This window comes from Vibrio sp. Scap24, from assembly GCF_013394185.1.
Taxonomy (GTDB): domain Bacteria; phylum Pseudomonadota; class Gammaproteobacteria; order Enterobacterales; family Vibrionaceae; genus Vibrio; species Vibrio pomeroyi.
Genome location: NZ_CP041332.1, coordinates 2,529,912 through 2,556,017 on the forward strand (window position 1 = coordinate 2,529,912; position 26,106 = coordinate 2,556,017).

Annotated in this window: 23 protein-coding genes and 1 other RNA gene; 18 read left to right on the forward strand and 6 right to left on the reverse strand. The window is 44.2% G+C overall.

Annotated features, from left to right (window positions below; all coding sequences use genetic code 11):
- The first annotated feature begins 45 nt into the window (after nucleotides 1–45).
- The 3 genes from FLM53_RS11200 to FLM53_RS11210 all read left to right on the forward strand — a co-directional run bounded on the left by FLM53_RS11200 (nucleotide 46) and on the right by FLM53_RS11210 (nucleotide 3,849).
- Nucleotides 46–774, forward strand: a complete 729-nt coding sequence (locus FLM53_RS11200) for a DUF429 domain-containing protein (protein WP_176681904.1) — start codon at nucleotides 46–48, stop codon at nucleotides 772–774.
- A gap of 79 nt (nucleotides 775–853) precedes the next feature.
- On the forward strand, nucleotides 854–1,663 hold the full coding sequence (locus FLM53_RS11205) for a M15 family metallopeptidase (RefSeq protein ID WP_176681903.1): 810 nt from the start codon (nucleotides 854–856) through the stop codon (nucleotides 1,661–1,663).
- Between the two features lie 305 nt (nucleotides 1,664–1,968).
- The gene (locus tag FLM53_RS11210) at nucleotides 1,969–3,849 is read left to right on the forward strand and encodes a RimK/LysX family protein (RefSeq protein ID WP_176681902.1); all 1,881 of its coding nucleotides are present in this window, start codon (nucleotides 1,969–1,971) and stop codon (nucleotides 3,847–3,849) included.
- A gap of 207 nt (nucleotides 3,850–4,056) precedes the next feature.
- On the opposite strand, the gene ssrA is transcribed toward FLM53_RS11210, so the two are convergent.
- Nucleotides 4,057–4,423, reverse strand: a transfer-messenger RNA (tmRNA) gene (gene ssrA, locus FLM53_RS11215).
- A gap of 66 nt (nucleotides 4,424–4,489) precedes the next feature.
- The gene (smpB, locus tag FLM53_RS11220; protein ID WP_004735156.1) at nucleotides 4,490–4,975 is read right to left on the reverse strand and encodes an SsrA-binding protein SmpB; all 486 of its coding nucleotides are present in this window, start codon (nucleotides 4,973–4,975) and stop codon (nucleotides 4,490–4,492) included.
- 119 nt (nucleotides 4,976–5,094) lie between these two features.
- Here smpB and FLM53_RS11225 point away from each other — a divergent pair, with 119 nt between their 5' ends.
- A complete protein-coding gene (locus FLM53_RS11225) occupies nucleotides 5,095–5,523 on the forward strand; it encodes an SRPBCC family protein (RefSeq protein WP_016767156.1) in 429 nt (142 codons plus the stop codon).
- A 3-nt stretch (nucleotides 5,524–5,526) separates the two neighbouring features.
- Nucleotides 5,527–5,835, forward strand: coding sequence for an RnfH family protein (locus FLM53_RS11230; RefSeq protein WP_004737569.1), 309 nt, complete (start codon nucleotides 5,527–5,529; stop codon nucleotides 5,833–5,835).
- A 187-nt stretch (nucleotides 5,836–6,022) separates the two neighbouring features.
- Here the strand turns inward: FLM53_RS11230 and bamE are convergent, their stop codons facing one another.
- Together bamE and recN are read right to left on the reverse strand one after the other, a co-directional pair.
- Nucleotides 6,023–6,382 carry an outer membrane protein assembly factor BamE gene (gene bamE / locus FLM53_RS11235; RefSeq protein WP_009848326.1) on the reverse strand — a complete coding sequence of 120 codons (360 nt, stop codon included), beginning with the start codon at nucleotides 6,380–6,382 and terminating at the stop codon, nucleotides 6,023–6,025.
- A gap of 167 nt (nucleotides 6,383–6,549) precedes the next feature.
- Nucleotides 6,550–8,214, reverse strand: a complete 1,665-nt coding sequence (recN, locus tag FLM53_RS11240) for a DNA repair protein RecN (protein ID WP_176681901.1) — start codon at nucleotides 8,212–8,214, stop codon at nucleotides 6,550–6,552.
- A gap of 593 nt (nucleotides 8,215–8,807) precedes the next feature.
- Between recN and FLM53_RS11245 the strand changes: the two genes are divergently transcribed.
- A complete protein-coding gene (locus FLM53_RS11245; RefSeq protein WP_176681900.1) occupies nucleotides 8,808–9,095 on the forward strand; it encodes a GIY-YIG nuclease family protein in 288 nt (95 codons plus the stop codon).
- Between the two features lie 312 nt (nucleotides 9,096–9,407).
- On the opposite strand, the gene nadK is transcribed toward FLM53_RS11245, so the two are convergent.
- Nucleotides 9,408–10,292: an NAD(+) kinase gene (gene nadK, locus FLM53_RS11250; protein WP_017066747.1), complete on the reverse strand. Its 885-nt coding sequence runs from the start codon at nucleotides 10,290–10,292 to the stop codon at nucleotides 9,408–9,410.
- A 143-nt stretch (nucleotides 10,293–10,435) separates the two neighbouring features.
- Here nadK and grpE point away from each other — a divergent pair, with 143 nt between their 5' ends.
- The 6 genes from grpE (at nucleotide 10,436) to dnaJ (ending at nucleotide 19,022) form a co-directional block, all read left to right on the forward strand.
- The gene (gene grpE, locus FLM53_RS11255) at nucleotides 10,436–11,017 is read left to right on the forward strand and encodes a nucleotide exchange factor GrpE (protein WP_017629405.1); all 582 of its coding nucleotides are present in this window, start codon (nucleotides 10,436–10,438) and stop codon (nucleotides 11,015–11,017) included.
- Between the two features lie 380 nt (nucleotides 11,018–11,397).
- On the forward strand, nucleotides 11,398–12,672 hold the full coding sequence (locus FLM53_RS11260) for a dicarboxylate/amino acid:cation symporter (protein WP_017629404.1): 1,275 nt from the start codon (nucleotides 11,398–11,400) through the stop codon (nucleotides 12,670–12,672).
- 120 nt (nucleotides 12,673–12,792) lie between these two features.
- Complete coding sequence (locus tag FLM53_RS11265) at nucleotides 12,793–13,806, forward strand: IS110 family transposase (RefSeq protein WP_176681011.1); 1,014 nt, start codon at nucleotides 12,793–12,795, stop codon at nucleotides 13,804–13,806.
- A gap of 445 nt (nucleotides 13,807–14,251) precedes the next feature.
- The gene (locus tag FLM53_RS11270) at nucleotides 14,252–15,289 is read left to right on the forward strand and encodes a polysaccharide lyase family 7 protein (protein WP_176681899.1); all 1,038 of its coding nucleotides are present in this window, start codon (nucleotides 14,252–14,254) and stop codon (nucleotides 15,287–15,289) included.
- 386 nt (nucleotides 15,290–15,675) lie between these two features.
- Nucleotides 15,676–17,589, forward strand: coding sequence for a molecular chaperone DnaK (dnaK, locus tag FLM53_RS11275; RefSeq protein ID WP_017631959.1), 1,914 nt, complete (start codon nucleotides 15,676–15,678; stop codon nucleotides 17,587–17,589).
- Between the two features lie 284 nt (nucleotides 17,590–17,873).
- Nucleotides 17,874–19,022, forward strand: coding sequence for a molecular chaperone DnaJ (gene dnaJ / locus FLM53_RS11280; protein ID WP_176681898.1), 1,149 nt, complete (start codon nucleotides 17,874–17,876; stop codon nucleotides 19,020–19,022).
- A gap of 200 nt (nucleotides 19,023–19,222) precedes the next feature.
- On the opposite strand, the gene FLM53_RS11285 is transcribed toward dnaJ, so the two are convergent.
- Nucleotides 19,223–19,654, reverse strand: a complete 432-nt coding sequence (locus tag FLM53_RS11285; protein ID WP_176681897.1) for a type IV pilin protein — start codon at nucleotides 19,652–19,654, stop codon at nucleotides 19,223–19,225.
- 102 nt (nucleotides 19,655–19,756) lie between these two features.
- Here FLM53_RS11285 and FLM53_RS11290 point away from each other — a divergent pair, with 102 nt between their 5' ends.
- The 6 genes from FLM53_RS11290 to FLM53_RS11315 all read left to right on the forward strand — a co-directional run bounded on the left by FLM53_RS11290 (nucleotide 19,757) and on the right by FLM53_RS11315 (nucleotide 25,989).
- Nucleotides 19,757–20,263 (forward strand): GspH/FimT family pseudopilin, encoded by a 507-nt coding sequence (locus FLM53_RS11290; protein WP_017631958.1) that lies wholly within the window; start codon nucleotides 19,757–19,759, stop codon nucleotides 20,261–20,263.
- On the forward strand, nucleotides 20,244–20,876 hold the full coding sequence (locus FLM53_RS11295; RefSeq protein ID WP_176681978.1) for a PilW family protein: 633 nt from the start codon (nucleotides 20,244–20,246) through the stop codon (nucleotides 20,874–20,876). Before FLM53_RS11290 ends, FLM53_RS11295 begins: the two co-directional genes overlap by 20 nt.
- Nucleotides 20,873–22,213, forward strand: coding sequence for a hypothetical protein (locus tag FLM53_RS11300; protein WP_176681896.1), 1,341 nt, complete (start codon nucleotides 20,873–20,875; stop codon nucleotides 22,211–22,213). Before FLM53_RS11295 ends, FLM53_RS11300 begins: the two co-directional genes overlap by 4 nt.
- On the forward strand, nucleotides 22,203–22,652 hold the full coding sequence (locus FLM53_RS11305; RefSeq protein ID WP_176681895.1) for a prepilin-type N-terminal cleavage/methylation domain-containing protein: 450 nt from the start codon (nucleotides 22,203–22,205) through the stop codon (nucleotides 22,650–22,652). The genes FLM53_RS11300 and FLM53_RS11305 overlap by 11 nt, the downstream gene beginning before the upstream one ends.
- Before the next feature lie 298 nt (nucleotides 22,653–22,950).
- On the forward strand, nucleotides 22,951–24,513 hold the full coding sequence (locus FLM53_RS11310; RefSeq protein ID WP_048663708.1) for an AbgT family transporter: 1,563 nt from the start codon (nucleotides 22,951–22,953) through the stop codon (nucleotides 24,511–24,513).
- A gap of 186 nt (nucleotides 24,514–24,699) precedes the next feature.
- Entirely contained in the window at nucleotides 24,700–25,989 is a 1,290-nt protein-coding gene (locus FLM53_RS11315) for a hemolysin family protein (protein ID WP_176681894.1), read from the forward strand.
- The last annotated feature ends 117 nt before the right edge of the window (nucleotides 25,990–26,106 follow it).

Below are 26,106 nucleotides of genomic sequence, written 5' to 3' on the forward strand. Positions count from 1 at the left end.
AGTTTACCCTCTAATTTAATCCTTTACGAAACGGTAGAGTAAACAATGAAATACATCGGAATTGATGGCTGTAAGGCGGGTTGGATCGCTTGGATTGTCTCTGATAATCAGGCGCCAGTTTTCAAAGTAGTAAAGGCGCTTGATGAGCTTGCGAGTGATCTCATCGGTTCAACGGCGCTTATCGACATGCCGATTGGTTTCAGTGATGCGCAGACTCCAGATCGTTTATGCGACAAAGCAGCAAGGCGTTTTCTAACCAGCAAACGTGGTTCTTCGGTGTTTCCAGTTCCGTGTCGTGAGGCGGTTTATCAAACCGATTATATTGCGGCGTGTAATGCCAATGTGCAGCAGCTTGGTAAGAAGTTCTCTAAGCAAACTTGGGGGATTGTTCCTAAAATCCGAGAGTTAGATAAACTCATCGATGATCACCCGAACTTATCGATCAGAGAGTCTCACCCTGAGGTGGTATTCGCTGCCTTAAAAGAAGAACCGCTTACGTTTTCTAAGCGAACTCAAGAGGGCAAAGAAGAAAGGCTTTCGATTATTCAGCAACTCGCTCCGCAATGGTGTGAGGGTGTGGCTTTAGCTATCTCAAACACCAAGCGTAAAGATGTCGCGATAGATGATATTTATGACGCATTTATATTGATGCTGATTGCTTATCACGCTCCAACATTGTCGTGCTTGCCTGAACTTTCAGATATTGGCGAAAAGGCTGATAAGGATCAGAATGGTCGAGTTCGCGAAATCGTTTATTGGAACAAAGCGCACTAGTAAGGTATGCGCTCTGTTAGGCTGAGTGTGTTATTTTCCACTTCCTGTCTTTTTACTCTTACTGTTTTTGAGCCTTGATATGAAACGTTTAATTGTTGGTTTGCTGGCAACCTTGCTCAGTGCGGCGAGTTACGCCCAAGTTGCGCCTGTCTCTCAATGGCAGTGTGACATGATGCAAAAGAACAAGGTATTGAATAGCGGAGCGCCAGTCGGTTGTGACCGCCTATCCAAAGTGGACTTTGATTTCGTAAACTTTAAGGGCGAAACGCAGCAAGGGAACATGATCGTGCTTGATGTTATCGCCCCTTCTGTTGAACAAATCTTTTTAGAACTCAAACAGCGTAACTTCCCACTGCATTCTGCGCGACTAATGCGTGAGTTTAACGGTGATGACAACGCCTCGATGGAAGCTAACAACAGCAGTGCGTTTAATGCTCGGCCTATCACTGGCGGAGGAGGTTGGTCGAAGCATGCTTACGGTGTGGCAATCGACATCAACCCAGTTCAAAACCCTTTCTTAGCGTTCGATAGCAACGGAACCATCACGGTTAAGCCATCACAATCGGCAACCAGCTATGTAAACAGAACGCGCTTTCGTGCTCGTAATGATATTGAGCGCCGAGGCATGGCGGAAGATGTGGTCGAGCTGTTTGCACATCATGGTTTTATGATCTGGGGAGGAGACTGGAATACCCCAATCGATACTCAGCATTTCGAGGTCGGTTCGAGAAAGTTCGTTAATCAACTGCTCTCTAAACCAGAACCTGAAGCCAAAGTACTATTTGAGCGATACGTCGAATCTTACCGCCAATGTTTTAATAAAAATAAAGGCGAGGGCGCAGAAAAAGCTCGCGCTGTCTGTGCAAAGAAAACGGTCGGGACTTTTTAGTGCTATGTTTATCTAGAACCGTTTGTGTTTTAGCAACTTAAGATCGCTTCAAGGGTATTTTGAATCGCTAAGGTCAACGCACGTCGTTGGCCTTTTTTATATTCGTTTCTCCAATAGAATACCGAGCAATCAAAAGGTTATTGGGTATCCGTTAGTCAATAATTGATGAAGTAATGCGGCGCAAAGTCATCGGTTTGTCATTGAAAAAGTCATAGCGTAAACGTTATGTGAGAACCATCGCTGGTGGAGGAACTTCTTGCCTATTCGCCAGTATTATTAGTGTACTGATCACAACGGACCAACTAATGAAAAAGATACCTTTGGCTCTAACTCTTTTAAGCACTCTACTTTTTTCACAATATTCTTTGGCTACAGACACTTCACACACCACACAAAACCCGACTTACGAACTCGATGGTAAGGCGGTATTAGGCCGTACTGAGAATGTGTACCTTTCTAGCGTTCAAGGGCTTAAAGACGTTCCTTTCATTGGCAAAATCGACACCGGTGCCGAAACCACTTCCATGCATGCCGAAGACATTCATGTAAAAAGCACACATGCCGACTACAAGAATTTCAAAGACAAAGAGTTGATGGCGGCATTAACCGAAGATGTGTTGAACAACAGTGATGTTGATTACGATGATTGGGATGGCAGCACCTTTGAGAAATATGAAGCTGTGGTGTCTTTCAAGGTTCAAAACCCACGCATGGGAGACATGGTATTAATTGAAGCGCCTTTAGAGCGTGTCAGTATGATCCGCAGCCGCACTAGCAGCACACCTCTGCTTCGCCCAACGATTAAAATGTCTCTGACCATTGCAGACCAAGAGCTAAAAACCGACGTTAACCTGACAGACAGAAGTCACTTCTCCGCGCCTGTATTGATCGGTAAAACCTTTCTTGCTGACAACGCTCTAGTGTTTGCTGGCTACGACTATTTGCAAGAGCAAGAGAACGCAACCGTGGTTGGCCGCAAAGAGGTAGTGTCTATCTCGGGCATGGCGATGAACGCGACCTTCTCTTTAAAGAACCGCTACAGCATTTTGCATGCAAAAAATATCGACGTAGACAAAAAGAACAACGAAGTGACGTTTGATATGTTCGACAACGATGGCAAACAGAAAGAGATGACATTGCCATTGGTTCGTATGTTAAGCGTGAGCGGCAACAAGAGACCTTTAGTGTATGTACCTGTTCAACTTGATGAGAACACAACTAAAGATGTTCTCGTGTACTTACGTGACCGTTCAAGCAGCAGCTCACAGCTTAGATTGGGAACCAACACCGCTAGCGAACTCTTCATGATTGATACCAATGCTGAGAATATTCTTTCAGAAGGCTCAGAGAGCTTTAGTGATGTTGCTGATGCAAGTGAACCGTTGATCATCTCGCCGGAAGAAGACATTACCATCGACAACTTTCCACTCAAGGCTGTGGCTTCTTTCACGGTAAATACACCTCTGTTGAAGGTCGATAGCTTTGAGATTATCGGCAAGGGCAAAGATGAATCTGTTGAGTTCTACTTAACTGACGTCAATGGTGAAAAGCAGAAGGTGACCAAGCCAATTATTAAAAAGCTCAAAGTAGGAGAAGATACTCGCCCGGTTGTAAGCGGTGAGTTCTCGGTTTCTGGCAAAGTTCGCCAACAAGACTTCGCGATTGATGTGTTAGACAGCAATGAAAAAGAAGCCTACTTCATCCTTGGTAAGAAGATGGCGAAAGAGGGCGTTTATGTAAACACGCGTTCTGACTATCTATTGAAAGCCGAGCCTCTGTTTAAAGTAGGACACATTGAAGTGGTTGAAGTGAACGGCATGACATTCCCTGCCAAGCTAGACACAGGTGCTGATGTTAGCTCAATGAATGCGCTGAACATCAAACGATTCAAGAAAGATGGCCAAGACATGGTGACCTTTACTTATCAAAACAACCAAGGCGATAAGCAAGAGTTCACTAAGCCAGTGATTGATGTAATGCGCATTAAAGCCAAGAAAGGCGAGAAGGTGAACATTCGCCCAGTAGTCGAAATGAACGTTAAGCTAGGTGACCTTGAGAAGAAGGTGAGAGTTAACCTTCAAGATCGTTCTCGCTTCGAGTACAGCATGATTTTAGGTAAGAACTTCCTGAAGCACGGCGCAGTAGTGAGTAGTGATGAAGATTACGTACTAGGCGAGATGGAGTAACGCCTCAACTTACTGAGAGAGAAATAGAACAGTTCTAAATAGCCACACATTTCAGTAATGGGATGTGTGGCTTTTTGTTGAGTGTCTGTTTTTGATATTTACGATTATAGCCCTAAGTGTTTGTTATTTATTGGGTTGTTTGCTAAGTCATTACCTTTAGACAAACAAAAAGGGCCAACTCTTTCGAGTTGGCCCTTTCCAAACGTTTGGTGGAGCTGGCGGGAGTTGAACCCGCGTCCAAAAATCATTCATCATTGGTACTACATGCTTAGTCGATCTTTAATTTCACCAGCAACCTGCGAACCGACACGCTAGTTAAAGGCTAACCTGAATTATAATTCGCGCTTTTCCTCTCAGGTGGGAGAAGCCACGCTAGCTAGTTTGGGTTTGATCTCTTATTGGTCCCCGTCTTACGAGCGGAAGCTAGGGTAAGAGAGCTCTGAGCAGGTTATTAAGCTGCTAGTGCGTAGTTTTCGTCGTTTGCGACTATTTTTTTGCGGCTTTTTACGTGGCCAACCGCCCCACGGCATGCACCTCAGACTTCAAAATTCCTGTCGAATCCTAAATCAGCCCCAAGTGTTATTTGCATAGTACCAGAAAAGCTTAACCTGTCTAGCACTGTGCGTTTAAGTGCTTAAAATTAACGCAAATTACTCTTCATAATTCGTGCTTTATCTCTCGCCCAATCTTTTTCTTTCATATCAGTACGTTTATCGTGCAGCTTTTTACCTTTCGCTACGCCCACTTTAATCTTCGCCCAAGAGCGAGACCAATAAAGTGCAGTTGCGACAAGTGTCATGCCTTCACGGTTAATACGACCGATAAGGTTGTCGAGTTCTTTTCTCGACATAAGGAGTTTACGGATACGTGTTGGGTTCGCCACGATATGAGTACTCGCTTGAGTAAGCGGAGTGATCGTCATACCACTGATGAATGCTTCGCCATCTCGGATGTAAACGTAGCTTTCTGCGATATTGGTTTTGCCTTCACGTAGGGATTTTACTTCCCAGCCTTGTAGCTCAAGCCCCGCTTCTATCTCATCATCGATGAAATATTCGTGGCGAGCTTTCTTATTAAGCGCAATGGTATTACTACCGGCTTTTGATTTTGATTTATTCTTTGCCATAATGGCCTCATTATACGGATTGCGCCCTAGTTGGGGAATCCTTTTTATTTGCGCTCTGGCCCAATACAATTAAAATTGCAGTTTGTGTTAATGTAACGCTGTCTTTAACAGGAGTCTATATGCCAAAGGTTACTCGTTCAGCATTAGTGTCGTTTAGTGCCGACCAGATGTTCAGCTTGGTCAATGATGTTGCTCGTTATCACGAGTTTTTGCCAGGGTGTTCTGGTTCACGTGTGATCGAATCTTCAGATTCAACTATGGTGGCTTCGGTTGATGTCTCTAAAGCCGGTATCAGCAAAACATTTACTACGTCGAATCGCTTAGCGGAAGGTGCTGAGATTTTGATGGAGCTGGTGGACGGCCCATTCAAAAAATTGCAGGGTGGTTGGTACTTTACTCCTCTTGACGATCAAGCGTGTAAGGTCGAGCTTAAGTTAGAGTTTGAATTTTCTAGCCGAATGATTGAAATGGCTTTTGGTAAGATTTTCAATGAGCTGACGAGCAATATGGTCAGTGCTTTTACTCAACGCGCGAAACAGGTTTACTAAGCCATGACTATTGAATCAGATATGATCCACGTAGAAGTTGTGTTTGCTCTTCCACACGAACAGCGAGTGTTTACCTTAGTCGTGAACAAGAACGCGACCGTTGAAGAGATCATCGCGCAGTCAGGTGTATTGGAGCTGTATCCAGAGATCGACTTGGCTAAGAACAAGGTTGGTGTATTCAGCCGTAACGTGAAGCTAGATGCAACGGTTCGCGATAAAGACCGTATCGAAATCTATCGTGCTCTGTTAGCTGATCCAAAAGAGATTCGCCGCAAGCGTGCAGAACAAGCGAAAGCAGCAGCTGCCAAGTAGCATTGTAAAACCTATTTTATTAAGAAGAGCTCGCTATATTGGCGAGCTTTTTTGTGCCCGTTGGGATTGGGCACCGTGAGTTAATTTGTTAGCGGATATTAAAAAGCCTGCTCATTGAGCAGGCTTTTGCGATTCTTGCTTTGTCCACTAATAGCTTTATCGGCTGAAAGCTTTGTTGACTGGAAAGCTAGCGAAGGCTTTCGAAGAACTCATCACTGGCTTCAAAATCACCGTTGATCGTTACTAGAGTGCCAGTAGCATCAAAGTTCACGACAAGGTTTTTCTGAATAGGGTCGTTGTGACCTTTTTGATGGTGATAAATGTAGTACCACGTATCTGGGTAGCCATTTTCGATAAGCATAGGTGAGCCCATAACGTAACGAACTTGTGTTTTTGTCATGCCAAACTTGAGCTGGTCGACAGCTTCTTGTTCAACATAGTTACCCTGATTGATGTCAATTCGATAAACCAACTTCTCTAGTAGAGAGCAACCGGTCAACATTGTTAGTGCAAGTGGAACTGCAACTAACCACTTTTTAATTCGCATAGTTTGAGATCTTTCTTCGCTAAAATACTGCCTGATAATAAACAAGCTCCAGCAAGAAGTAAAAAGCTCCTTGCGCTTTGAGCTTGTTATGACTGGCAATTTTGAATTTAGTTGCAAAATTGCCAAGAATTTTCGGTAAATTATCAGAAATTTGCTGAATATTTGACCTAAGCTGCGATTAATAACTCTTTTGCGTTGGCAAGGGTCGATTCTGTAATTTGGCTGCCACCAAGCAGGCGAGCAAGCTCTGAAACGCGTTGTTGCTCATCAAGCGTGTACATTTGCGTTTCTGTTTTACCCGACTTGGTACTCTTGGCAACGAACAGTTGTTGGTGACCACAACCTGCTACTTGAGGTAAGTGAGTCACACACATCACCTGAGTTGATTCACCTAGCGTACGCAGCATTTTTCCGACAACCGCAGCGGTAGGTCCACTGATACCCACATCGACTTCATCGAAAATCAGACTTGGAGTGTCGACTTTCTGCGCCGTGATGACCTGAATCGCGAGTGAGATTCGTGATAGCTCACCACCAGACGCTACTTTAGCAATTGGCTGCATCGGTTGGCCTGGGTTGGTGGACACAATAAAGGTCACGTTATCCATACCTAATGGTGATGGGTGTGTATTGGTATTGTTCACTTCAATAGCAAATTGTGCTTTTTCCATGCTGAGTTCGTGCATGCTTTGAGTGATCAGCTTGTTCAGCTCTTTCGCGTAGCGAGTGCGTGACTTATGCAGCTTTTCTGATTTCGCAACGAACGACTGGTATTGGTTCTCCACCTCGTTAGCTAATTCATCCAGCTTTTCATCAGAGCAATCCAGCGCTTCGACTTGTTGTAGCAAGTCTTGATGGTGCTTATAAAGTTCTTCTGGCAACACATGGTGTTTACGCGACATCGACATCACTTTAGAGAAGCGCTCTTCCACGTAAGCCATGCGAGCAGGGTCGACATCAATGCTGTCTAGGTAACTTCTTAACTCGCTATTGGTCTCTTCAATCTGAATTATGGCTTCAGATAGTAGATTTGGTAGCTCAGCTAATCTTTCATCTAAATCAGCAAGTTGAATTAGGGAGTGATTGGCCGATTGCAAAATACCAAGCGCATTAACTTCTTCACCTTCGTAAATAAGTTCGATAGCTTGCTGGCAGGTTGAGGCCAATTCTCCGCTATTGGAGAGGCGCTTATGCTCTTGTTCGAGCTCTTCATATTCTTCCTCCCCAATAGATAACTCGTTTAGCTCTTTGATTTGATACTCAAGAAGCTGCTTTTGAGCTTGGTTTTGTTGGCTGTTTTCACGTAACTCTTTTAGATGGTTATCCGCTTGTCGCCATGATTGGTAAGCGTTACGTGTCGACTTCAATAGGTTCAAGTGGCCTGCGTATTGATCAAGCATGGCCATTTGGTAGTCGCTCTTCATCAACTGATGGTGTGCGTGTTGACCATGAATGTTGATCAACAGTTGTCCCAGTGATTTCAATTGCGAAAGAGGAACCGGGCTGCCGTTGATGAACGCGCGAGAACGACCTTCTTTAGAGATGGTTCTACGTAGGATGCATTCACCGCCATCAAGCAGTTCATTGTCTTCTAACCAGCGAGTTGCATGCAGATTGTTCTCAAGTAAAAAAGCGGCACTGACTTCGGTTTTTTCTTCACCTTGTCTAACCATTCCTGCATCTGATCTTCCTCCAAGACATAAGCCTAAAGCATCGATAGCGATAGATTTACCCGCACCCGTTTCCCCGGTGATTGTTGTCATGCCTTTAGAGAGTTCTAGCTGTAAAGACTTAACAATAGCGAAATTATTAACACTTAAATGAGCCAGCATTTTTATTTACCTGTATAACCGAACAATACTGTATATAAGCTCAGTATATACTGTTTCTTTATACAGTAAAGTCGATAGGTGAAAATTTTTTGCGATAGCTCTCAGAATTGAATTTGTCTGTAGATCACTGAAAGCACGATAGATTCCCAACTCGGTCGTTCCTCCCTCTTGGGAATGACGGTTTAGTATGTGCTTGAGGTCAGTCAGAGTCATTCCCTAATGCGACGAAGGAACTAGATAGGGAATCTGTTTTTGTAGTTTGTTTGAGTGTCAGAGATTCCAGACACCTCACTCTTCGATTCTGGAGTGACGGTTCGTTTTGAGATTTTTGTTCGTTGTCGTCATTCCCTACAGCAACGGAGGATCGTGGTAGGGGATCTGTTTTTATAGTTTGTTTCAGTTGGAGAGATTCCAGATACCTCGTTCCTCGGTTCTGGAATGACGGTCATTTTTGATTTTGGTGCGGTTTTTCGTCATTCCATACAGCGACGGAGGAGCGTGATAGGGAATCTACTTAAGGCTGTTTCGCACTTATCTCGCACTTTTGAGAGTTAAATGTTTGCTAGCTTCAGGAAAAACGAACAAGAATTTCTATGAAAAAACCTACCGTTTACATTATGACTAATCGCACCAATTCAGTCCTTTATGTTGGTGTTACTGGGAACCTTAAGCAAAGGATCTGGCTACATAAAGCGGGAGAGGTAGAGGGGTTTACTAAGAAGTACAATGTTCACAAGTTAGTATATTTTGAGTCTTTCGAAGACTTCAGGGCTGCGATTGGGAGAGAAAAACAACTAAAGAAATGGAATCGTTCATGGAAGGAAGCGTTGATTAGTAAGCTGAATCCTAGTCGGCGCGATCTCTACGACGAACTATTATGAGATTGCCAACTAAGTCGTTTCTCCTTCTTGGTAATGGCGACGTTTTGAGGCTTGATGTTCGTTGCCGTCATTCCCTATCGTGACGAAGGTGCATGATAGAGATAGGTTCTGTGAGTGTGTATTTAGATGAGTAGGAGATTCCAGATACCTCGTCCCTCGGTTCTGGAATGACGGTCATTTTGAGTTTTAGTGTGAGTTATCGTCATTCCCTACAGCGACGAAGGAACGTGATAGGGAATCTCTCAGGTATTAAAAAAGGCTGACGAATGTCGTCAGCCTTTAAAATTTTCGGTTATTACTAGAGTCGTTTAGTTAAAACAACTTACTCGACCAGCCCAGTTTGTTACGTAGGACATGATAGTAGTTGTAGTCTTTCGGGTGGATCAGCTTGAGCACATTTGGGCTTTGGTAAATGTGGATCTCGTCACCAGGAGAAACGGGTAGTGAGATTTGACCATCGCAGCTGACTTCTTGAGTACCGCGGTTATCAGGCGATACGATCAGCTTGATGCGGCGTTTGCCATCGACCACCAGTGGGCGGCTTGAAAGCGTATGCGGGAACATTGGTACCAATGAGATCGCATTCAAACTTGATGACAAAATAGGACCGCCACCAGAAAGCGAGTAGGCAGTAGAGCCTGTCGGAGTGGAAACGATCAAACCATCGGAACGTTGAGAGAAAGCAAAGCTGTCATCGATGTACACTTCAAACTCGATCATGTGGGCAACTTGACCGGGGTGAAGTACTGCTTCATTGAGTGCGGCGTTGTGGCTTTTTATTTGGCCGTGGCGATGAATTTCCGTTTCAAGTAAGAAGCGCTCTTCTTCCATGAACTCGCCTTTAAGAACATCCGTCAGCGCGCTCTGGAAGTTTTCAGGGTTAAGATCGGTTAGGAAACCAAGGTTGCCTCGGTTAACACCGATCACTGAAATATCGAAACGTGACAAGATTCGAGCTGCACCCAGCATATTTCCGTCACCACCGACCACAATCGCGAGATCGGCGCGTTTACCTAATTCAATCAGGCTAGAAAAATGTTCTTTTGGGATATCGTCTAAAATTGTGGCGAGTCTGTCATCAACAAACACTTGATAACCCTCAGCACTTAACCACTGATAGAGCTCTCTATGAGTCTGAATTGCTTGCTGATCTCGAGGTTTACCGATAATGGCAATGACTTCAAATGGCTTTTTCATAACGTTTCCAAACGAATTAGGCTTGAATCAAAATTCTTCATCCCCATAATAAAGGCAAGTTGAACGTCTATGCGAGTGTTTTATATCAATTTGGGGTGCAAACACGCCTGTCACTTGCATTGAAAACGAATTCTGGAGATATCATGAGCAACGAAGAAAACAAAGTAACCGAAGAAGAGCTAGATCAGATCATTGCTGAAGCAGAAAAAGTGGAAGCTGCTGAGCTGAGCGAAGACGCTGCTGATGAGCAGGAAGCAAAAATCGCTCAACTAGAAGCTGCACTGCTATCTAGCGAATCTAAAGTGAAAGAGCAGCAAGATTCTGTTCTTCGCGCGAAAGCTGAAGTTGAAAACATGCGTCGTCGTAGCGAGCAAGAAATTGATAAAGCGCGTAAATTCGCTTTGAACAAGTTTGCTGAAGGTCTACTTCCTGTAATCGACAACCTAGAGCGTGCAATGCAAGCTGCAGATGCTGAAAACGAAGTGGTTAAGCCTTTGTTTGAAGGTGTTGAGCTAACGCACAAAACGTTCGTAGACACAGTGGCTAAGTTTGGTCTTAAAGAGATCAACCCTGAAGGTGAAGTGTTCAACCCTGAATTCCACCAAGCAATGTCTATCCAAGAAAGCCCAGATCACGAATCAAACACGGTTATGTTCGTGATGCAAAAAGGCTACGAACTAAACGGTCGTGTAGTTCGTCCTGCAATGGTTATGGTTGCTAAGTAATTAAGTCGCCAAGTGATTGTCTGGCACACTTACTGAATAAGTAGGGGCTGCAACATAATTCACTGGCTACCGTAAGATGAAAGAGAGGCATAGGCCTCTCTTTTTTTGTGCCTGTCATTTGAGAGTCCACGTAAATAGTCATCAAAATCGCATTAAGAATGTCGTTCTTTTTATTTTATCCATATCAACGATTTAGAGTTTTATATTATGAAACTGGTTGTTAATGAAGAAATGTTTTGATGTCACATTTGTAATGTTTTTGTAAATAAATACTTTTAATTGTTATCTTTGTATGTAAAATCCACTGCCATATAGCGATTTTAGTCGCATATATAACTATAAAAGTACAAATTTTAAACACAACAGACTGGAGAAGAACGATGGATAAATCGCTCTCAAGTAAGATTTTTGTAGGCTTGTTTGCCGGCCTACTTATTGGTACTGCTATTCAGTACCTATTCAGCGGTATTGCTATTTTTGACACTTACCTACTTGGTGCTGCGGAAGGCGCTGGTGGTATGTTCGTATCACTTATCAAGTTGCTGGTAGTGCCTCTTGTATACGTGTCTATTGTTTGCGGTATCGTTGAACTAAAAGATATCCGTTCATTTGGTCGCCTTGGTGGTAAAACCTTTGGTCTTTACATTATTAACACCATCATTGCGATTTCAGCTGCTCTAACGATTGGTCTTATTTTCCAACCTGGCGCTGGTGCAAACCTAGCAGGTACGGTTTCTGAGACAATTGCGCTTACAACAACTGAAACACCAGACATCTTCTCTCTTGTTGTTAACATCGTTCCTAGCAACCCTGTAGAAGCGTTCGCAAGCGGCGATATGCTACAAATCATCTTCATGGCAATTTTGACAGGTCTTGCTATTCAAGCGCTTGATTCTCGTGGTGGTCCAGCTATCAAGACATTCAAGATGGCTAACGAAATCATGATGAAGCTTATCGGTCTAGTAATGAGCTTGGCGCCTTACGGTGTATTTGCTCTGATGATTCAGCTAGGCGCAACACTGGATGCAGACACGCTAATGTCAGTTGCTGGCTATGTGGCACTTGTGGTTGCAATGCTTGTGTTCTGGATTTTCTTCTTCTACCCGATGATGGTTGGTTCATTCACTGGCATTTCTCCAAAGCAGTTCCTACGTGCAACTCGTGAGCAAGTTCTATTCTCACTATCTACAGCAAGTTCGAATGCAACAATCCCAGTAACAATGCGTACTCTAACTGACAAACTAAACGTATCTAAGTCAGTAGCAGGTTTCGGTGTACCACTAGGCGCAACAATGAACATGTCTGGTGTATCTATCTACATCGCACTAGCGACAATGTTCGTTGCGAACGCATTCGGTCAACCAATCAATACAGCTGATATCTTCACTCTAGGTCTAACTATCCTGCTACTGTCTATCGGTGCTGGTGGTGTTCCAGGTGGCGGTGTTGTGATGGTAGGTGTTCTATTACACCAACTAGGTTTGCCACCAGAAGGTCTAGCGATTGTTGCTGCTGTTGACCGTATCTGTGACATGTTCTGTACTTCATCTAACGTAGTGGGTGACACAGCGGTTAACACTATCGTTGCTAAGTCTGAAGGTGAAATTGGCGTTGAAACAAACGAAGAAGCTGAACTACAGAAAGCAGAAGCTTAATTCTTAATTAAGACTCGATAACTGGAAGCCCCGCTCAATGAGAGCGGGGCTTAATTATATGGTCCGCCTCACTCTCAAGCCCTTAAGCTTAGAGTAGGCTCTCAGAATGAGGTGAACCATATGTCTTCTATTCATATTTTAGGTATCGACCTAGGTAAACATTGCTTCCATGCTATCGCACATAACCGTTGTGGAGTGGTGGTTCTTCGTCGTAAATTTAATCGTAACCAACTCTTAATCTTTCTTAGCAAAATAGAACCAACAACTATTGCTTTCGAAGCCTGTGGCGGTGCTCATTGGCTTGCTCGAAAGTGTAGTGAGTTTGGGCATCAACCCCGACTTATTCCTCCTCAGTATGTTAAGCCTTATGTCAAAGGCAATAAAAACGATTTCATCGATGCTTCAGCGATCGCAGAGGCTGCGGGTCGACCGACCATGAGGTTTGTAGCTGTAAAAAGTGAAGAGGCTCAAGTCATCGCAGCGATTCATCGAGTCAGAGATAGTTATATCAAGGAGAGAACTGCCACTATGTCGCGGATCGGAGCGATCTTACTTGAGTTCGGCCTTAGCTTTCCCAAAGGGCATGCAAAGATGAAGTCTTTGTTTCAATGGTTAGCAGAACAAACCGTCTCATTACCAAAAAGCTTGCTATGTGAATTGATATCTATCCACGAGCATTACAAGTACCTTAATGAACAAATCAAAACTCAAGATAACAAGCTTCAAACTATTGTTAATAACAACGAAAGTGCTCAATTATTAAAAACTATCCCTGGAATTGGTGATCTTACCTCCACATTGTGTATTGCCGATGTAAGCTCTCCGAGTAACTTTACCAATGGCCGTGAGATGGCGGCTTGGTTGGGGCTTGTGCCAAGGCAATTCTCAACGGGAGGAAAGACCAAGCTACTTGGTATGAGTAAACGAGGGAATAAACACCTCAGAACTCTGTTTGTCCATGGGGCAAGGGCTGTACTCTCTAGACTAGAGACGACAGGGAAAGTGTTTGGAGAGTGGCTTGTGAATCTACGAGCCACCAAACCATTTAATGTAGTGGTAGTCGCATTAGCCAACAAGCTAGTGAGGATAGCTTGGGCGGTGTTATACCACCGCCAAGCTTTTAAGGCTGTTTAGCTATAACCAAGTTTGCAACGTCAATGAACGTGATGACAAAAACGGTCAATCGGCCAGATTAAGAACCTGACACAAAAAATAGCAATCAATGCTTTGGGCTTTTTAAGGATAATCTGGCGCGGATATCATCGTGGAGCTGGGAAGCTAGTGCTCCCAACAAGGACTCCGAATACATTAGCGCAAACCAACTCCGTTATTACTTAATTGTAGTTGCAATAACGGGGCGGACCATACATTTTTGTTGCTGCTAATAAGTGCTCGGTGTTGCTTGGCTAGTTAGTAGGTTAAAGAGGATCTCTGGTTGGTGCTAAGTCTCATTTTTTATTTTTATAGACACCTTATCGGTCATCAGTTTTCAATATTTAATGTAGATCACATATAATAATACAATATTATTTTATTGTTCTGGCAACCTATATTATGACGACATAAAGGAAACCAAATAATGAAGTTGTCCTACCTTAGCCTACTGACTGCTGGTCTTTTAGCGGCGCCTGTTCTTGCTTCTAATCACGATGTTGGTCAACAGTTTGACCTTGATCCGGCAAAAGCACCGGCACAGAACTTCGATTTATCTAAATGGAAAATTAACTTACCTGAGCTGACAACCGAGGGAGACCGTAAAGGTAAAACTCTGGAGATTGGTAAGAAGGAATTGTCGAATGTAGAAACGCCTTATGTTCACCCTAAATGGTTCTACACAGATGCTGAATCTGGTGCGATGGTGTTTGTGGCTCCAAATACCGCGCCAACCACACCAAACAGTAAGAATACACGTAGTGAACTGAGAGCAATGCTGGCAGACAGTTACTCAGCGCCGAACAACAACTTCGCGACTTCAAGCCATGACAATGCAGAAGAGTTTGGTTCTATTGGTGGTCAAATGACGGCAACGCTTTCTGTCGACCAAGTTAGTACTAGCGGCAACTACAAAAAGACAGGCGCATTCTCAGTGGTTATTGGTCAGATCCATGGCTCGGATAATGAGCCTCTGAAAATTGTTTACCGCAAATTGCCAGAGCATGAACACGGTTCTTTAACGTGGAACTATGAACTGAACCCGCCGACAGAAATGAAAGATGCGAAGGACGAAAACGGTAAGAAACTTCGTAAAGACATTCGCCATGATGTGTTTGGTCAATACAACTTGAAGAAGGGCAGTGCTGATCCTGCCGATGGTATTAAATTAGGTGAGGTGTTCTCATACGATGTGAATATCAAAGACAACATCATGCACTTAACCTTTACTAAGAATCCAAACTCATCTGACCCAGTCGTGAAGACATACGATGTTGATTTGGCAAAGGGTAAATATCAAGGACACGACATCGACCTTGGTTACGGTCAAGATTGGATGTATTTCAAAGCGGGCGCCTACAACCAGTGCAACACCAAGAAGTCGAGTTCGGCTTGTGAATGGCGTGGTATGGAGGCGGGTGACTACACTCAAGCAAGCTTCTACCAGTTAGTGCTAAATCAATAATTATTCCAGTGATATCGATATTGGCTGATACCCATATCGATTAACATCTATTTTAAAAAGACCTTCAAAGTGAAGGTCTTTTTTTATGTGAAAGAGAATATGGCGGATATTTTCTTTGCATAGCAAACACGCGAATATCTCTACTTTCGAGCCATAAGGGGGAAGGGGGGGGCCACTTTTTATATTTATGTAAAAAGATGCGCGAAAAAATAGATTTTTTTCACTTATTCCCTTGAAAACCAGTTTGCAGCCCTTATCTATGGTGCATACGAAAGCAAATTACATTTGCACTTTAATTTTGTGTATTAGGGTTGATTCTCTAATTACCACCCCCACATATGTGGGTATAGCAAAAACTTAATAGAATATATTTCGGAGATGGCCTGATGGGTAAAATCATTGGTATTGATTTAGGTACTACTAACTCTTGTGTTGCTGTTCTTGACGGCGACAAACCACGCGTAATTGAAAATGCTGAAGGCGAACGCACAACAGCATCAGTAATCGCATACACAGAAGGCGAAACGCTAGTTGGTCAACCTGCAAAACGTCAAGCTGTTACTAACCCTCAAAACACACTGTTCGCTATCAAGCGTCTAATCGGTCGTCGTTTTGAAGATGAAGAAGTTCAACGCGATATCGAAATCATGCCTTTCAACATTGTTAAGGCTGACAACGGTGATGCATGGGTTGAAGCGCAAGGCCAAAAAATGGCTGCTCCTCAAGTATCTGCTGAAGTTCTTAAGAAAATGAAGAAAACAGCTGAAGACTTCCTAGGCGAAGAAGTAACTGGCGCAGTAGTAACTGTTCCTGCTTACTTTAACGATGCTCAACGTCAAGCAACTAAAGATGCTGGCCGTATCGCTGGTCTAGATGTTAAACGTATCATCAACGAACCAACTGCTGCTGCTCTAGCTTACGGTCTAGACAAGCAAGGCGGTGATCGCACTATCGCTGTATACGACCTTGGTGGTGGTACATTCGATATCTCTATCATCGAAATCGATGAAGTAGAAGGCGAGAAGACTTTCGAAGTTCTTTCAACTAACGGTGACACTCACCTTGGTGGTGAAGATTTCGATAACCGCATGATCAACTACCTAGTAGATGAGTTCAAGAAAGAGCAAGGTATCGACCTTAAAGCTGATCCACTAGCAATGCAGCGTGTTAAAGAAGCAGCAGAAAAAGCGAAAATCGAGCTTTCTTCTACTACTCAAACTGACGTAAACCTACCTTACGTTACTGCTGATGCGACTGGTCCTAAGCACATGAACATCAAAGTGACTCGTGCGAAGCTTGAGTCTCTAGTTGAAGACCTAGTTCAACGTTCTCTTGAGCCACTAAAAGTAGCTCTAGCAGATGCTGACCTATCTGTAGGCGAAATCACTGACGTTATCCTAGTTGGTGGTCAGACTCGTATGCCTATGGTGCAAGCTAAAGTAACTGAATTCTTCGGTAAAGAGCCACGTAAAGACGTGAACCCTGACGAAGCTGTTGCAATGGGTGCTGCTGTTCAAGGTGGTGTATTAGCTGGTGACGTTAAAGACGTTCTACTACTAGACGTTACTCCTCTATCTTTCGGTATCGAAACGATGGGTGGCGTGATGACTAAGCTTATCGAGAAAAACACAACTATCCCTACTAAAGCGGATCAAGTGTTCTCTACAGCTGAAGACAACCAAAACGCAGTAACTATCCACGTTCTTCAAGGTGAGCGTAAGCAAGCGACTTACAACAAGTCTCTTGGTCAGTTCAACCTAGAAGGTATCCAACCAGCACCACGTGGCATGCCACAAATCGAAGTAACATTCGACCTAGATGCTGATGGTATCCTGAACGTATCTGCTAAAGATAAAGCGACAGGTAAAGAGCAGAAGATCACTATCCAAGCATCAGGTGGCCTGTCTGAGGAAGAGATCGAAGCAATGGTACAAGAAGCAGAAGCTAACAAAGAAGCGGACAAAAAGTTCGAAGAGCTAGTAACTGCACGTAACCAAGCTGACCAAATGATTCACGGTACTCGTAAGCAAGTAGAAGAAGCTGGTGAAGCTCTACCTGCAGAAGAGAAAGAGAAGATCGAAGCAGCTATCACGGCACTAGAAGAAGTTAAGTCTGGTAACGACAAAGAAGCTATCGACGCTAAAGTTCAAGAACTTATGCAAGCAGCTCAGAAGCTAATGGAAATCGCTCAACAACAAGCTCAAGCACAGCAAGCTGGCGCTGAAGCGGGTGAGCAACCTAAGCAAGACGACGATGTGGTAGACGCAGAGTTTGAAGAAGTTAAAGACGACAAAAAATAATTTCGTCGCAGAGTAGCCTGATTTCGTTGTCGGAAGTGCTCACCTACTAGCGTAGGCTCCGCGCTTCCTCCTAGAACTCAAGCTATCTGCTTAGAAATTTGTCTCGAAGACTTATTAATACGGGCGTCAGAGGTAACTCTCACGCCCGTAAATTTGTATTTAGACTTGTCGATCTAGATAATAGCTTTATTCGGCGTTTCAGCCGGCAGAACTTTTATCTAGATTGATACACAGACTACTGAAGTGATCATTCGGTAGTAGCAATTATTTTGGTGACCTAGAACATGTCAAAACGTGATTTTTACGAAGTATTAGGCGTAAGCCGCGATGCATCAGAGCGCGATATTAAAAAAGCGTACAAACGCTTAGCGATGAAATTCCACCCGGACCGTAACCAGGGTGACGACACCGCAGCAGATAAGTTTAAAGAAGTAAAAGTAGCGTACGAGATCCTAACCGATCCTCAAAAGAAAGCAGCTTACGACCAATACGGCCACGCAGCTTTTGAACAAGGCGGCATGGGTGGCGGCGGCGGTTTCGGCGGCGGTGGCCAAGGTGACTTCGGCGATATCTTCGGTGACGTATTTGGTGACATCTTCGGCGGCGGTCGTCGTGGTGGCGGTCAAGCGCGTGCACAACGTGGTTCTGATTTACGTTACAACATGGAGCTTTCTCTAGAAGAAGCGGTTCGTGGTGTTTCTAAAGAAATCGAAGTTCCAACACTTGTTGAGTGTGATACCTGTGACGGAAGCGGCGCGAAGAAAGGTTCTTCAGCGCAAACTTGTGGCACTTGTCATGGCCACGGCCAAGTACAAATGCGTCAAGGTTTCTTCGCGGTTCAACAGACTTGTCCTACTTGTAATGGTAAAGGCAAGATCATCAAAGACCCATGTAACTCTTGTCACGGCCAAGGCCGTAAGCAGAAGACCAAAACACTTAATGTTAAGATCCCTGCTGGTGTTGATACTGGCGATCGTATTCGTCTATCTGGCGAAGGCGAAGCGGGAGAGCAAGGCGCTCCAGCTGGCGACCTGTACGTACAAGTACACGTAAAAGAGCACAACATCTTTGAGCGTGACGGCAACAACCTTTACTGTGAAGTACCAGTAAGCTTCTCTATGGCTGCTCTAGGCGGTGAAGTTGAAGTTCCAACACTGGATGGTCGTGTGAACCTTAAAGTGCCAGAAGAAACACAAACGGGCCGTATGTTCCGTATGCGTGGCAAAGGCGTGAAAGGCGTTCGTGGCGGCGGTGTAGGTGACCTAATCGTTAAGCTAGTGGTAGAAACACCAGTTAAGCTAAGCTCTCGTCAGAAAGAACTACTACGCGAATTCGAAGAAACATGTTGTGGCGAAGCGGCAAGCAAGCACAAGCCAAAGTCTGAAGGTTTCTTCAGCGGCGTTAAAAACTTCTTCGATGACCTAACTAAGTAATCCCTTACTTAGCAACTTAGGTTGTTGATACCTTAAGTTATTGATGCTTTAAATTGTTGATACTTAAAGTTTTTGATAACAATAGAAAAGCCTGCTCATGTAGCAGGCTTTTTTGTGTCTGTAGGTTAGAGAAAAGAAGCTCATATAGGAAAGAACTGAGGTGTACGGGCAAGTTCTAGTTTTCTTGCAGGGTTATCTTGCTATTTCCAACATGCTTCCGGTTCTGAAATACCTGAGTGGTGCAATTCCAAAATATCGGTGGTCGACTCTAAGCAGTCATCGTTTGTTTGTTGTGAAAGTGGTTCAGCCTGAATCGAATAGGTGGTACTGCTAGCCGAAACTGCTAGCGTGTAGCGACTGGTATCCGTATCGCAAAACAAGCATGTCCCTCCAGAAATAACACTCTCCGCTGCCGACGCGTAGTTTCCCGTGTACAGCGTTTCTATCTCCAATTGGATCTTTGTCATATCAGCCATCGCTGTAACTCGATGCGCCTTGATTACATGGTTTGTATAACTTGGGTAGGCAATGGCGCCGAGTATCCCCACGATGGCGATAGCGATCAATAATTCGATCAATGTCATTCCTTTAATGCTTAAGTTGTTGTTGTTGCATATATTTCTTCGAATCATCGCGAGTAGTTTCCTTTCATAACTCTGTCTATTTTTCTCCGGTGGTAGCATCGGCGCAAGATTAAATACGGTTACGCATCAGATTACATAGGAATTTGGGAAATGACTCGCGGGTTTACTTTATTAGAGCTGTTAATAACAGTATCGGTTTTGTCGATACTGATAGCGACGGCTGCCCCGAGTTTTAGTTCGGTGACTCAAACCGTCAAGATGCAGCGACTCGCTGGTGAGTTGAATGGTTTTTTAATTCAAGCTAAGTCGGAATCGGTGAAAAGGAATCAAGATCTTTGGGTTCATTTCTCCATGGATAAAAATGAAGAGCAATCAACAGGGGAATGGAGCTTGTTGTTGAAACCGACCGAAGATCTCTCCGGCGAAACGCTGGTGATGTTATCGGGTCAACCGTTTCGAGATGTCTCGTTTTCTCATAACTATACAGGCGCAAGAATTAGTTTTGAGAGTGTGAGAGGGCGGCCAGCCAGAGGGACGATTTACCTTTCTCCAAACACGGCGTCTACAGACCGACTGTTGGTTAAATTATCTAGCCCTCCAGGGCGAATTAAGGTGTGCGGAGAGTCCAGTGCGCAGTATGGCTATGATGCGTGTTAGACCGACCGCGATAGCGCCGAGTAAACAACAAGGCACATCATTAATTGAGTTAATGGTGGCGTCTGTGATTGGTGTATTTGCGATTTCGATTATCGGTAGTGTCTTTATAACAGGGCAGAGAATTGCCAAAGACAAAGGCATTGAATTATTGCTGCTACAAAATCTAACAAGCACCATGCAGGTGATGAAAGAGGATATCCAACGAGCGGGTTACGATGGCTCAAACGGTTACTCAATCAAGTTATCTGGCGCGACTGATACCATTCAAGTCAGTGGCGGTGTGGCGGTGGGTTTTGTTTATTTCCGAGAAGGGTCGAGTAGCGATAAAGATCATCGACATATCGTTTACCGTAAGGATGGGACTCGGCTACAAATATGTGAAAAAGGCATGCTTGTTTCAGATGACCTCCTTTCGTTCAATGACGTCACATCGTGTTATTCATTGTTCGATGACAGTCTTATCGAAGTGGACGAGTTCAACATTAATTCTCAGGTATTAGAGCAAAACTCTATCAAGACCACGCTCACTGATATCAATATCACAGCTTCAATTCTAACCGCGGGTGTTTCCAAATCGCTTTCGGTCTCCATTAAACAAAGGAACTGGCAATGATGATGTTAAGAAACCAGCGTGGTGTGGTGACCTTGTTGATTACATCTGTGCTTTTAATTGGTGCGCTGGTGGTGACGTTAGGTTCATACCGCAGTGTTTTTCATCAGATCAAAGTGGCCCAAAATGAGGTCGAAGGTCGCAAAGCCCACTGGCGATCGGAAGGTGGCTTGGAGTGCACATACTCTTATCTACTCGAGTTAAATAAAACCATTCCTGACATCAAAGATTCGAGTACTCGCCCTGCTGATTTTGCCGATTGGTGCTCCCCTTATACAGGCCAACCTAAAGTCGAGATCTCTGATAGTGTGAGTTCTAATGCTTATATTGTGACGTCATCAATGGATACACATTCGCTCTATAAGACAATAAAGGAAAGCTCCTTGCTAGGCAGTGGGGCGATTCAATCAACAGGGCCGATTGAGCTCATCGGTACACTGAGTCTTAAACCGACAGCGAAAGAAGATCCTATTGATGGTAATGAATATGAGTGTGTCAGTGTTACTTTTGCTGATCTGTTCACCTATCAATATGATGCAACCCATAGTAATTCAGGGCAGGCATTGGGATTAGAGGTGCTTGATCCTAGTGCTGATGGCCCATTTTCTGGCTTCGATGGTATTTGCCATAGCGACTATAAAACAGCGATCCCTAAAGGTACCTCCGGCAGCTCTCATTCGATTTATGCTCCTGATTACTATGAAAAAGCGAACCCACCTCCGTTCCAGAAAGACTTTAACCCTGACCCAAATATGAATCCGTTTTACACCTTCTTTGGTGTTGCTAAAACCGACCAAAATATTGTCGACTTGTCACAAGATGCTGATTTGTTTAAGCATGTTCAGCTATTGAATGCGACTGACTGCGGTACTGAGATCATGGACCACTTTACCGCAGGGCAAAGCAAGGGGCTGTGGATTGAAGGCAACTGCCATATCAACGCTGCGGTGGCGGCCACAATCAATCCATCGCAGCTTCTGGTTGTGCAAGATGGTGTGTTCGCCTTGAATGGAGCCATGGCTTACAACGGAGTGATTTATCACTTGGTTGATTATCAAAAGAGCCATGTGAAAACTCGTGTCGATGACTTTTGGAAGGGGCTTGTGGCGAACAATGTATTTGCTCCTTTTATCAAAGACATCGATGACGTCAACGTTATTAAAAAAAGTGTCGGGATTCAGTTTGCGTCGGGTCTTCCTTCCGGTGGCCTTATCTTTGATTCCCCACTTGGTGTGACGACCATTGTGGGTGACATGGACTTAGATTTTCGTTCTGAATCTAACCCAAGCGATCCGCCTTCGATTTACCAATGGAAGCGAGGTTCATGGAATGACTTCTAAACAACAAGGTTTCAGCCTGATCGAGGTGCTTATCTCCTTTATGCTCATTGGTGTTGCTTCATTAGGGCTGGTTAAATTGCAGGTGTACGCGGAACAAAAATCAGAGTTTGCACTCCACAGTGTTGAAGCGTTGCATTTTGCAGAAAGACAGATGGAATATTATCGAACTCGCGTGTCGGATGTGAGTGGGGCGGTTGGGCTTATTTCTTTCTCGGAACTAAGTGAGGCGAACCATTGTCTCAACATAGCAAGTTCAGATCCCTTATCCGGTTTATCGGGCTCTGCGTATGCGATGACATGTGATGTAACCGATGCCAACGGGGCTTTGTATGGCGCTCTGAAAAACATTACTGTCACAATTGCATGGCAAGATCGTATGAACCGCGCACAAAGCATTTATCTAGAAACTATGCTCTCCAAATACAGTGAGTTTGATTGACCCTCAAGCAAACGTTTACTGCATGCCAAGGCTTACGCGACTCCTTTTACTGATAATTTTCACTCCTCGGACATTGTTTACGTACTAGTTAAATGACTGTATATGGAATGGTGTTTTTTGTGTTTTTATATTGTTGCTGTTGTATGGTATTTTTGCAAAATATGTCTCCATTTATGGAAAATGAGGTGGAATCTTGTGCTTTTTAATGGCGATTTAAATAGAATATGTGCTGTACCAATAGGCCGTGGTCAAAACTTATATTAGGCCTAAACAAAACAACATCACATATGGAGTTACAATGAGTAACCAAGCCGTAAAAAAAGCACCATCGACTGAGAAAATCAGTGGAATGGACCGCTTTCTAAACTTCATTGAACGCGCCGGCAACAAAATTCCAGACCCAGCAATCCTGTTCTTCTGGGCTCTAGTTATCGTATGGGTAGCATCTGCACTTTTGTCGAACCTTTCATTCGACCTAATCAACCCTCAAACGGGTGCTGCTCTAGAAGTTAACAACCTACTGACTGGTGAAGCGCTTGCTAGCTTCCTAGCGAATATGGTTACCACGTTCACAGGCTTCGCACCGCTAGGCATCGTACTTGTTGCTATGCTAGGTGTTGGCGTTGCAGATTCTTCAGGCTTCATTACGACTGGCCTTAAGAAGATGCTTAACTTCACGCCAGCTAAGCTACTAACGCCAATGCTAATTCTTGTTGCTATCGTGTCTCACACAGCAGCAGATGCAGGTTACGTTCTAGTAATCCCTCTTGGCGGTATCATCTTCCACGCAGCGGGTCGTCACCCTCTAGCGGGTATTGCAGCAGCGTTTGCTGGTGTATCAGGTGGTTTCTCAGCGAACTTCATTCCTTCAGGTATTGACCCGCTACTAGCTGGTTTCACTCAAACAGCGGCAAACGTTCTTGACCCTGAATACGTGATTAACCCTCTAGCGAACATCTTCTTTACTGGCCTATCTTCAGTGCTTATTGTTGCTATCGGTTGGTACGTAACTGAGAAGATCATCGAGCCTCGTCTTGCTAACACGCCAGTTGATGAAGATGCAGAAGCTGCACCAGATCTTGGTACTTTCACTGCAATCGAATCTAAAGCATTCAAGTTTGCAGGTTGGGCAATGGTTGCAGGTATTGGTCTGCTTATCGCGGCTCTTATTCCTGAAAACTCAGCGCTTCGTTCGCCTGAAGGTGAGCTAACAGCATTCTCTGCACCAGTAATGAAGTCTATCGTTCCTCTGATCTTCATCCTGTTCATCATTCCAGGTATCGTCTACGGCCGTGTAGCGGGTACTTTCAAGAACAGTAATGACGTAATCAAAGCAATGTCTGAGACGATGGCAACGATGGGCGCATACATTGTAATGTCGTTCTTCTGTGCACAGTTCCTATCTGCATTCGGTCAATCAAACATCGGTACTATGCTTGCGCTTTACGGTGCTGAAGGCCTGAAAGCGATGGACCTTCCTGGTGAAGCAACGGTTGTTGGTATGATTCTACTAACAGCTTCAGTTAACCTTCTTGTAGGTTCTGCTTCAGCTAAGTGGGCTCTTATCGGTCCAATCCTAGTTCCAATGCTAATGGTTGTGGGTATCTCTCCTGAGCTATCTCAAGCGGCTTACCGTGTAGGTGACTCTGTGTCTAACATCATCTCTCCACTAATGGTGTTCTTCCCACTGGTTGTTGTTTACTGTCAACGCTACGTTAAGTCGACAGGTATCGGTACTCTAGCTTCTCTAATGATGCCATTCTCGATTGCTATGCTGATCGGTTGGTCTATCTTCTTGCTAGCTTACTGGGCTCTTGGTATCCCACTAGGTATCCAAGCACCTTACACTTACACAATGTAAGATTGAACTAAGCAAAATTAAGCTTTATTCATTGCTAAGCCCGCACCGAAATGTGCGGGCTTTTTTTCGCTATTTTTTCGCTATTTTTTCATCTCCAAAACTTTTTATATCCAAGATAAAGGCACTCAGCTTATACTCCGGATTACGGCTAATTGTTGGCCGGTAAATTTAGGAAATCCAAACCACATGAAGATTCTGCTTTTAGTAGGGTTAATTGTTTTAAATGGTCTGTTTGCCATGTCAGAGATTGCATTGGTAGCAGCAAAGAATAGTCGGTTGAAACGCTTAGCCGAAAAACACCGTTCCGCTCAGGTTGCGCTTGAGCTCAAAGAAAACCCAACCCGCTTCCTCTCTACAATCCAAATCGGTATCACGGTAATCGGCCTACTCAGCGGTATTGTGGGTGAGGCGACGCTGTCTGCTCCATTGGCCGTTCAACTTGAACTGTGGGGATTGGACCCAACACAAGCGAACATCTTGTCTACTGCGGTTGTGGTGGTTGGTATTACTTACTTCGCGATCGTTGTCGGTGAGTTAGTACCAAAACGTTTCGCTCAATCTCAAGCTGAAAACATCGCCGTGTTAGTGGCGCTACCTATCTTCTGGTTATCTAAAATCGCAACGCCGTTTGTGTTTGCGCTATCGGCTTCAACCGAAGGCATTCTTAAGCTGATGGGGCGTGGCGGCGAAGAAGACAGCGTGACTGAAGATGATATTCATGCGCTCGTGAAAGAAGGCTCTGAATCTGGTGTGATAGAGCGTGGTGAGCAAGAGATGATTCGCAATATCTTGCAGCTTGATGATCGTCTTGTCAGCTCATTGATGACTCCTCGCAGAGACATCGATTTTCTGGATATCGACCAGCCTGTCGAGAACATTTTTAAGCAATTGCGTTCATCAAAGCACAGTGTGTTTCCATTGTGCCAAGATCACCTGAATAAAGTGGTCGGTACGGTGTCAGCCAAAGCCTTGTTAAATCAAGCTGGCAATTTAAGTATTCAAGTGATCATGGGGTTATCTAAATCTCCGATCTACGTGCCTGAATCGATGAAGGCATTGCGTCTACTTGGTTACTTTAAAGAGTCGGGCAGTGAGATGGCATTCATTGTTGATGAGTATGGTGATGTGCAAGGCCTAGTGACTCACTACGATATTCTTGAGGCGATTGCCGGAGAGCTATCGAACAACCCGAAAGATCTTTGGACAGAACAAGTCGAAGACGGACTGCTAGTGGATGGATTAATCCCCCTCAGTGAGCTTAAAAACCGCTTAGAACTTTCAGATCTAGAAGGTGAAAACGAGGGCTTCCAAACTCTGAATGGCCTCATCACATGGCTGCTAGGCCGCTTACCAGAAACGGGTGAGTTCGTTGAGTGTCAACAGTGGCAGTTTGAAATCATCTCAGTCGAGAACAACCGTATTGTGAGCGTTAAAGCGACGCAAATCGTTAACGATGTCGTTGAAGCGGCAAGCTAAATAGAGAGTTAACTCTCTAGATGGTGGCGATTGTTCATTATCTCTTTGTTGTTCATAGCCACCAAGATTAGGTATGCTTCACCGCATACCTATTTTCGTTTTTATCCTTTGTTTCTG

Bases quoted from the DNA above. Each gene is read 5' to 3' on its own strand.
- FLM53_RS11200 (WP_176681904.1), top strand. From the start codon at position 46: ATGAAATACATCGGAATTGATGGCTGTAAGGCGGGTTGGATCGCTTGG.
- FLM53_RS11205 (WP_176681903.1), top strand. From the start codon at position 854: ATGAAACGTTTAATTGTTGGTTTGCTGGCAACCTTGCTCAGTGCGGCG.
- FLM53_RS11210 (WP_176681902.1), top strand. From the start codon at position 1,969: ATGAAAAAGATACCTTTGGCTCTAACTCTTTTAAGCACTCTACTTTTT.
- smpB (WP_004735156.1), bottom strand. From the start codon at position 4,975: ATGGCAAAGAATAAATCAAAATCAAAAGCCGGTAGTAATACCATTGCG.
- FLM53_RS11225 (WP_016767156.1), top strand. From the start codon at position 5,095: ATGCCAAAGGTTACTCGTTCAGCATTAGTGTCGTTTAGTGCCGACCAG.
- FLM53_RS11230 (WP_004737569.1), top strand. From the start codon at position 5,527: ATGACTATTGAATCAGATATGATCCACGTAGAAGTTGTGTTTGCTCTT.
- bamE (WP_009848326.1), bottom strand. From the start codon at position 6,382: ATGCGAATTAAAAAGTGGTTAGTTGCAGTTCCACTTGCACTAACAATG.
- recN (WP_176681901.1), bottom strand. From the start codon at position 8,214: ATGCTGGCTCATTTAAGTGTTAATAATTTCGCTATTGTTAAGTCTTTA.
- FLM53_RS11245 (WP_176681900.1), top strand. From the start codon at position 8,808: ATGAAAAAACCTACCGTTTACATTATGACTAATCGCACCAATTCAGTC.
- nadK (WP_017066747.1), bottom strand. From the start codon at position 10,292: ATGAAAAAGCCATTTGAAGTCATTGCCATTATCGGTAAACCTCGAGAT.
- grpE (WP_017629405.1), top strand. From the start codon at position 10,436: ATGAGCAACGAAGAAAACAAAGTAACCGAAGAAGAGCTAGATCAGATC.
- FLM53_RS11260 (WP_017629404.1), top strand. From the start codon at position 11,398: ATGGATAAATCGCTCTCAAGTAAGATTTTTGTAGGCTTGTTTGCCGGC.
- FLM53_RS11265 (WP_176681011.1), top strand. From the start codon at position 12,793: ATGTCTTCTATTCATATTTTAGGTATCGACCTAGGTAAACATTGCTTC.
- FLM53_RS11270 (WP_176681899.1), top strand. From the start codon at position 14,252: ATGAAGTTGTCCTACCTTAGCCTACTGACTGCTGGTCTTTTAGCGGCG.
- dnaK (WP_017631959.1), top strand. From the start codon at position 15,676: ATGGGTAAAATCATTGGTATTGATTTAGGTACTACTAACTCTTGTGTT.
- dnaJ (WP_176681898.1), top strand. From the start codon at position 17,874: ATGTCAAAACGTGATTTTTACGAAGTATTAGGCGTAAGCCGCGATGCA.
- FLM53_RS11285 (WP_176681897.1), bottom strand. From the start codon at position 19,654: ATGATTCGAAGAAATATATGCAACAACAACAACTTAAGCATTAAAGGA.
- FLM53_RS11290 (WP_017631958.1), top strand. From the start codon at position 19,757: ATGACTCGCGGGTTTACTTTATTAGAGCTGTTAATAACAGTATCGGTT.
- FLM53_RS11295 (WP_176681978.1), top strand. From the start codon at position 20,244: ATGGCTATGATGCGTGTTAGACCGACCGCGATAGCGCCGAGTAAACAA.
- FLM53_RS11300 (WP_176681896.1), top strand. From the start codon at position 20,873: ATGATGATGTTAAGAAACCAGCGTGGTGTGGTGACCTTGTTGATTACA.
- FLM53_RS11305 (WP_176681895.1), top strand. From the start codon at position 22,203: ATGACTTCTAAACAACAAGGTTTCAGCCTGATCGAGGTGCTTATCTCC.
- FLM53_RS11310 (WP_048663708.1), top strand. From the start codon at position 22,951: ATGAGTAACCAAGCCGTAAAAAAAGCACCATCGACTGAGAAAATCAGT.
- FLM53_RS11315 (WP_176681894.1), top strand. From the start codon at position 24,700: ATGAAGATTCTGCTTTTAGTAGGGTTAATTGTTTTAAATGGTCTGTTT.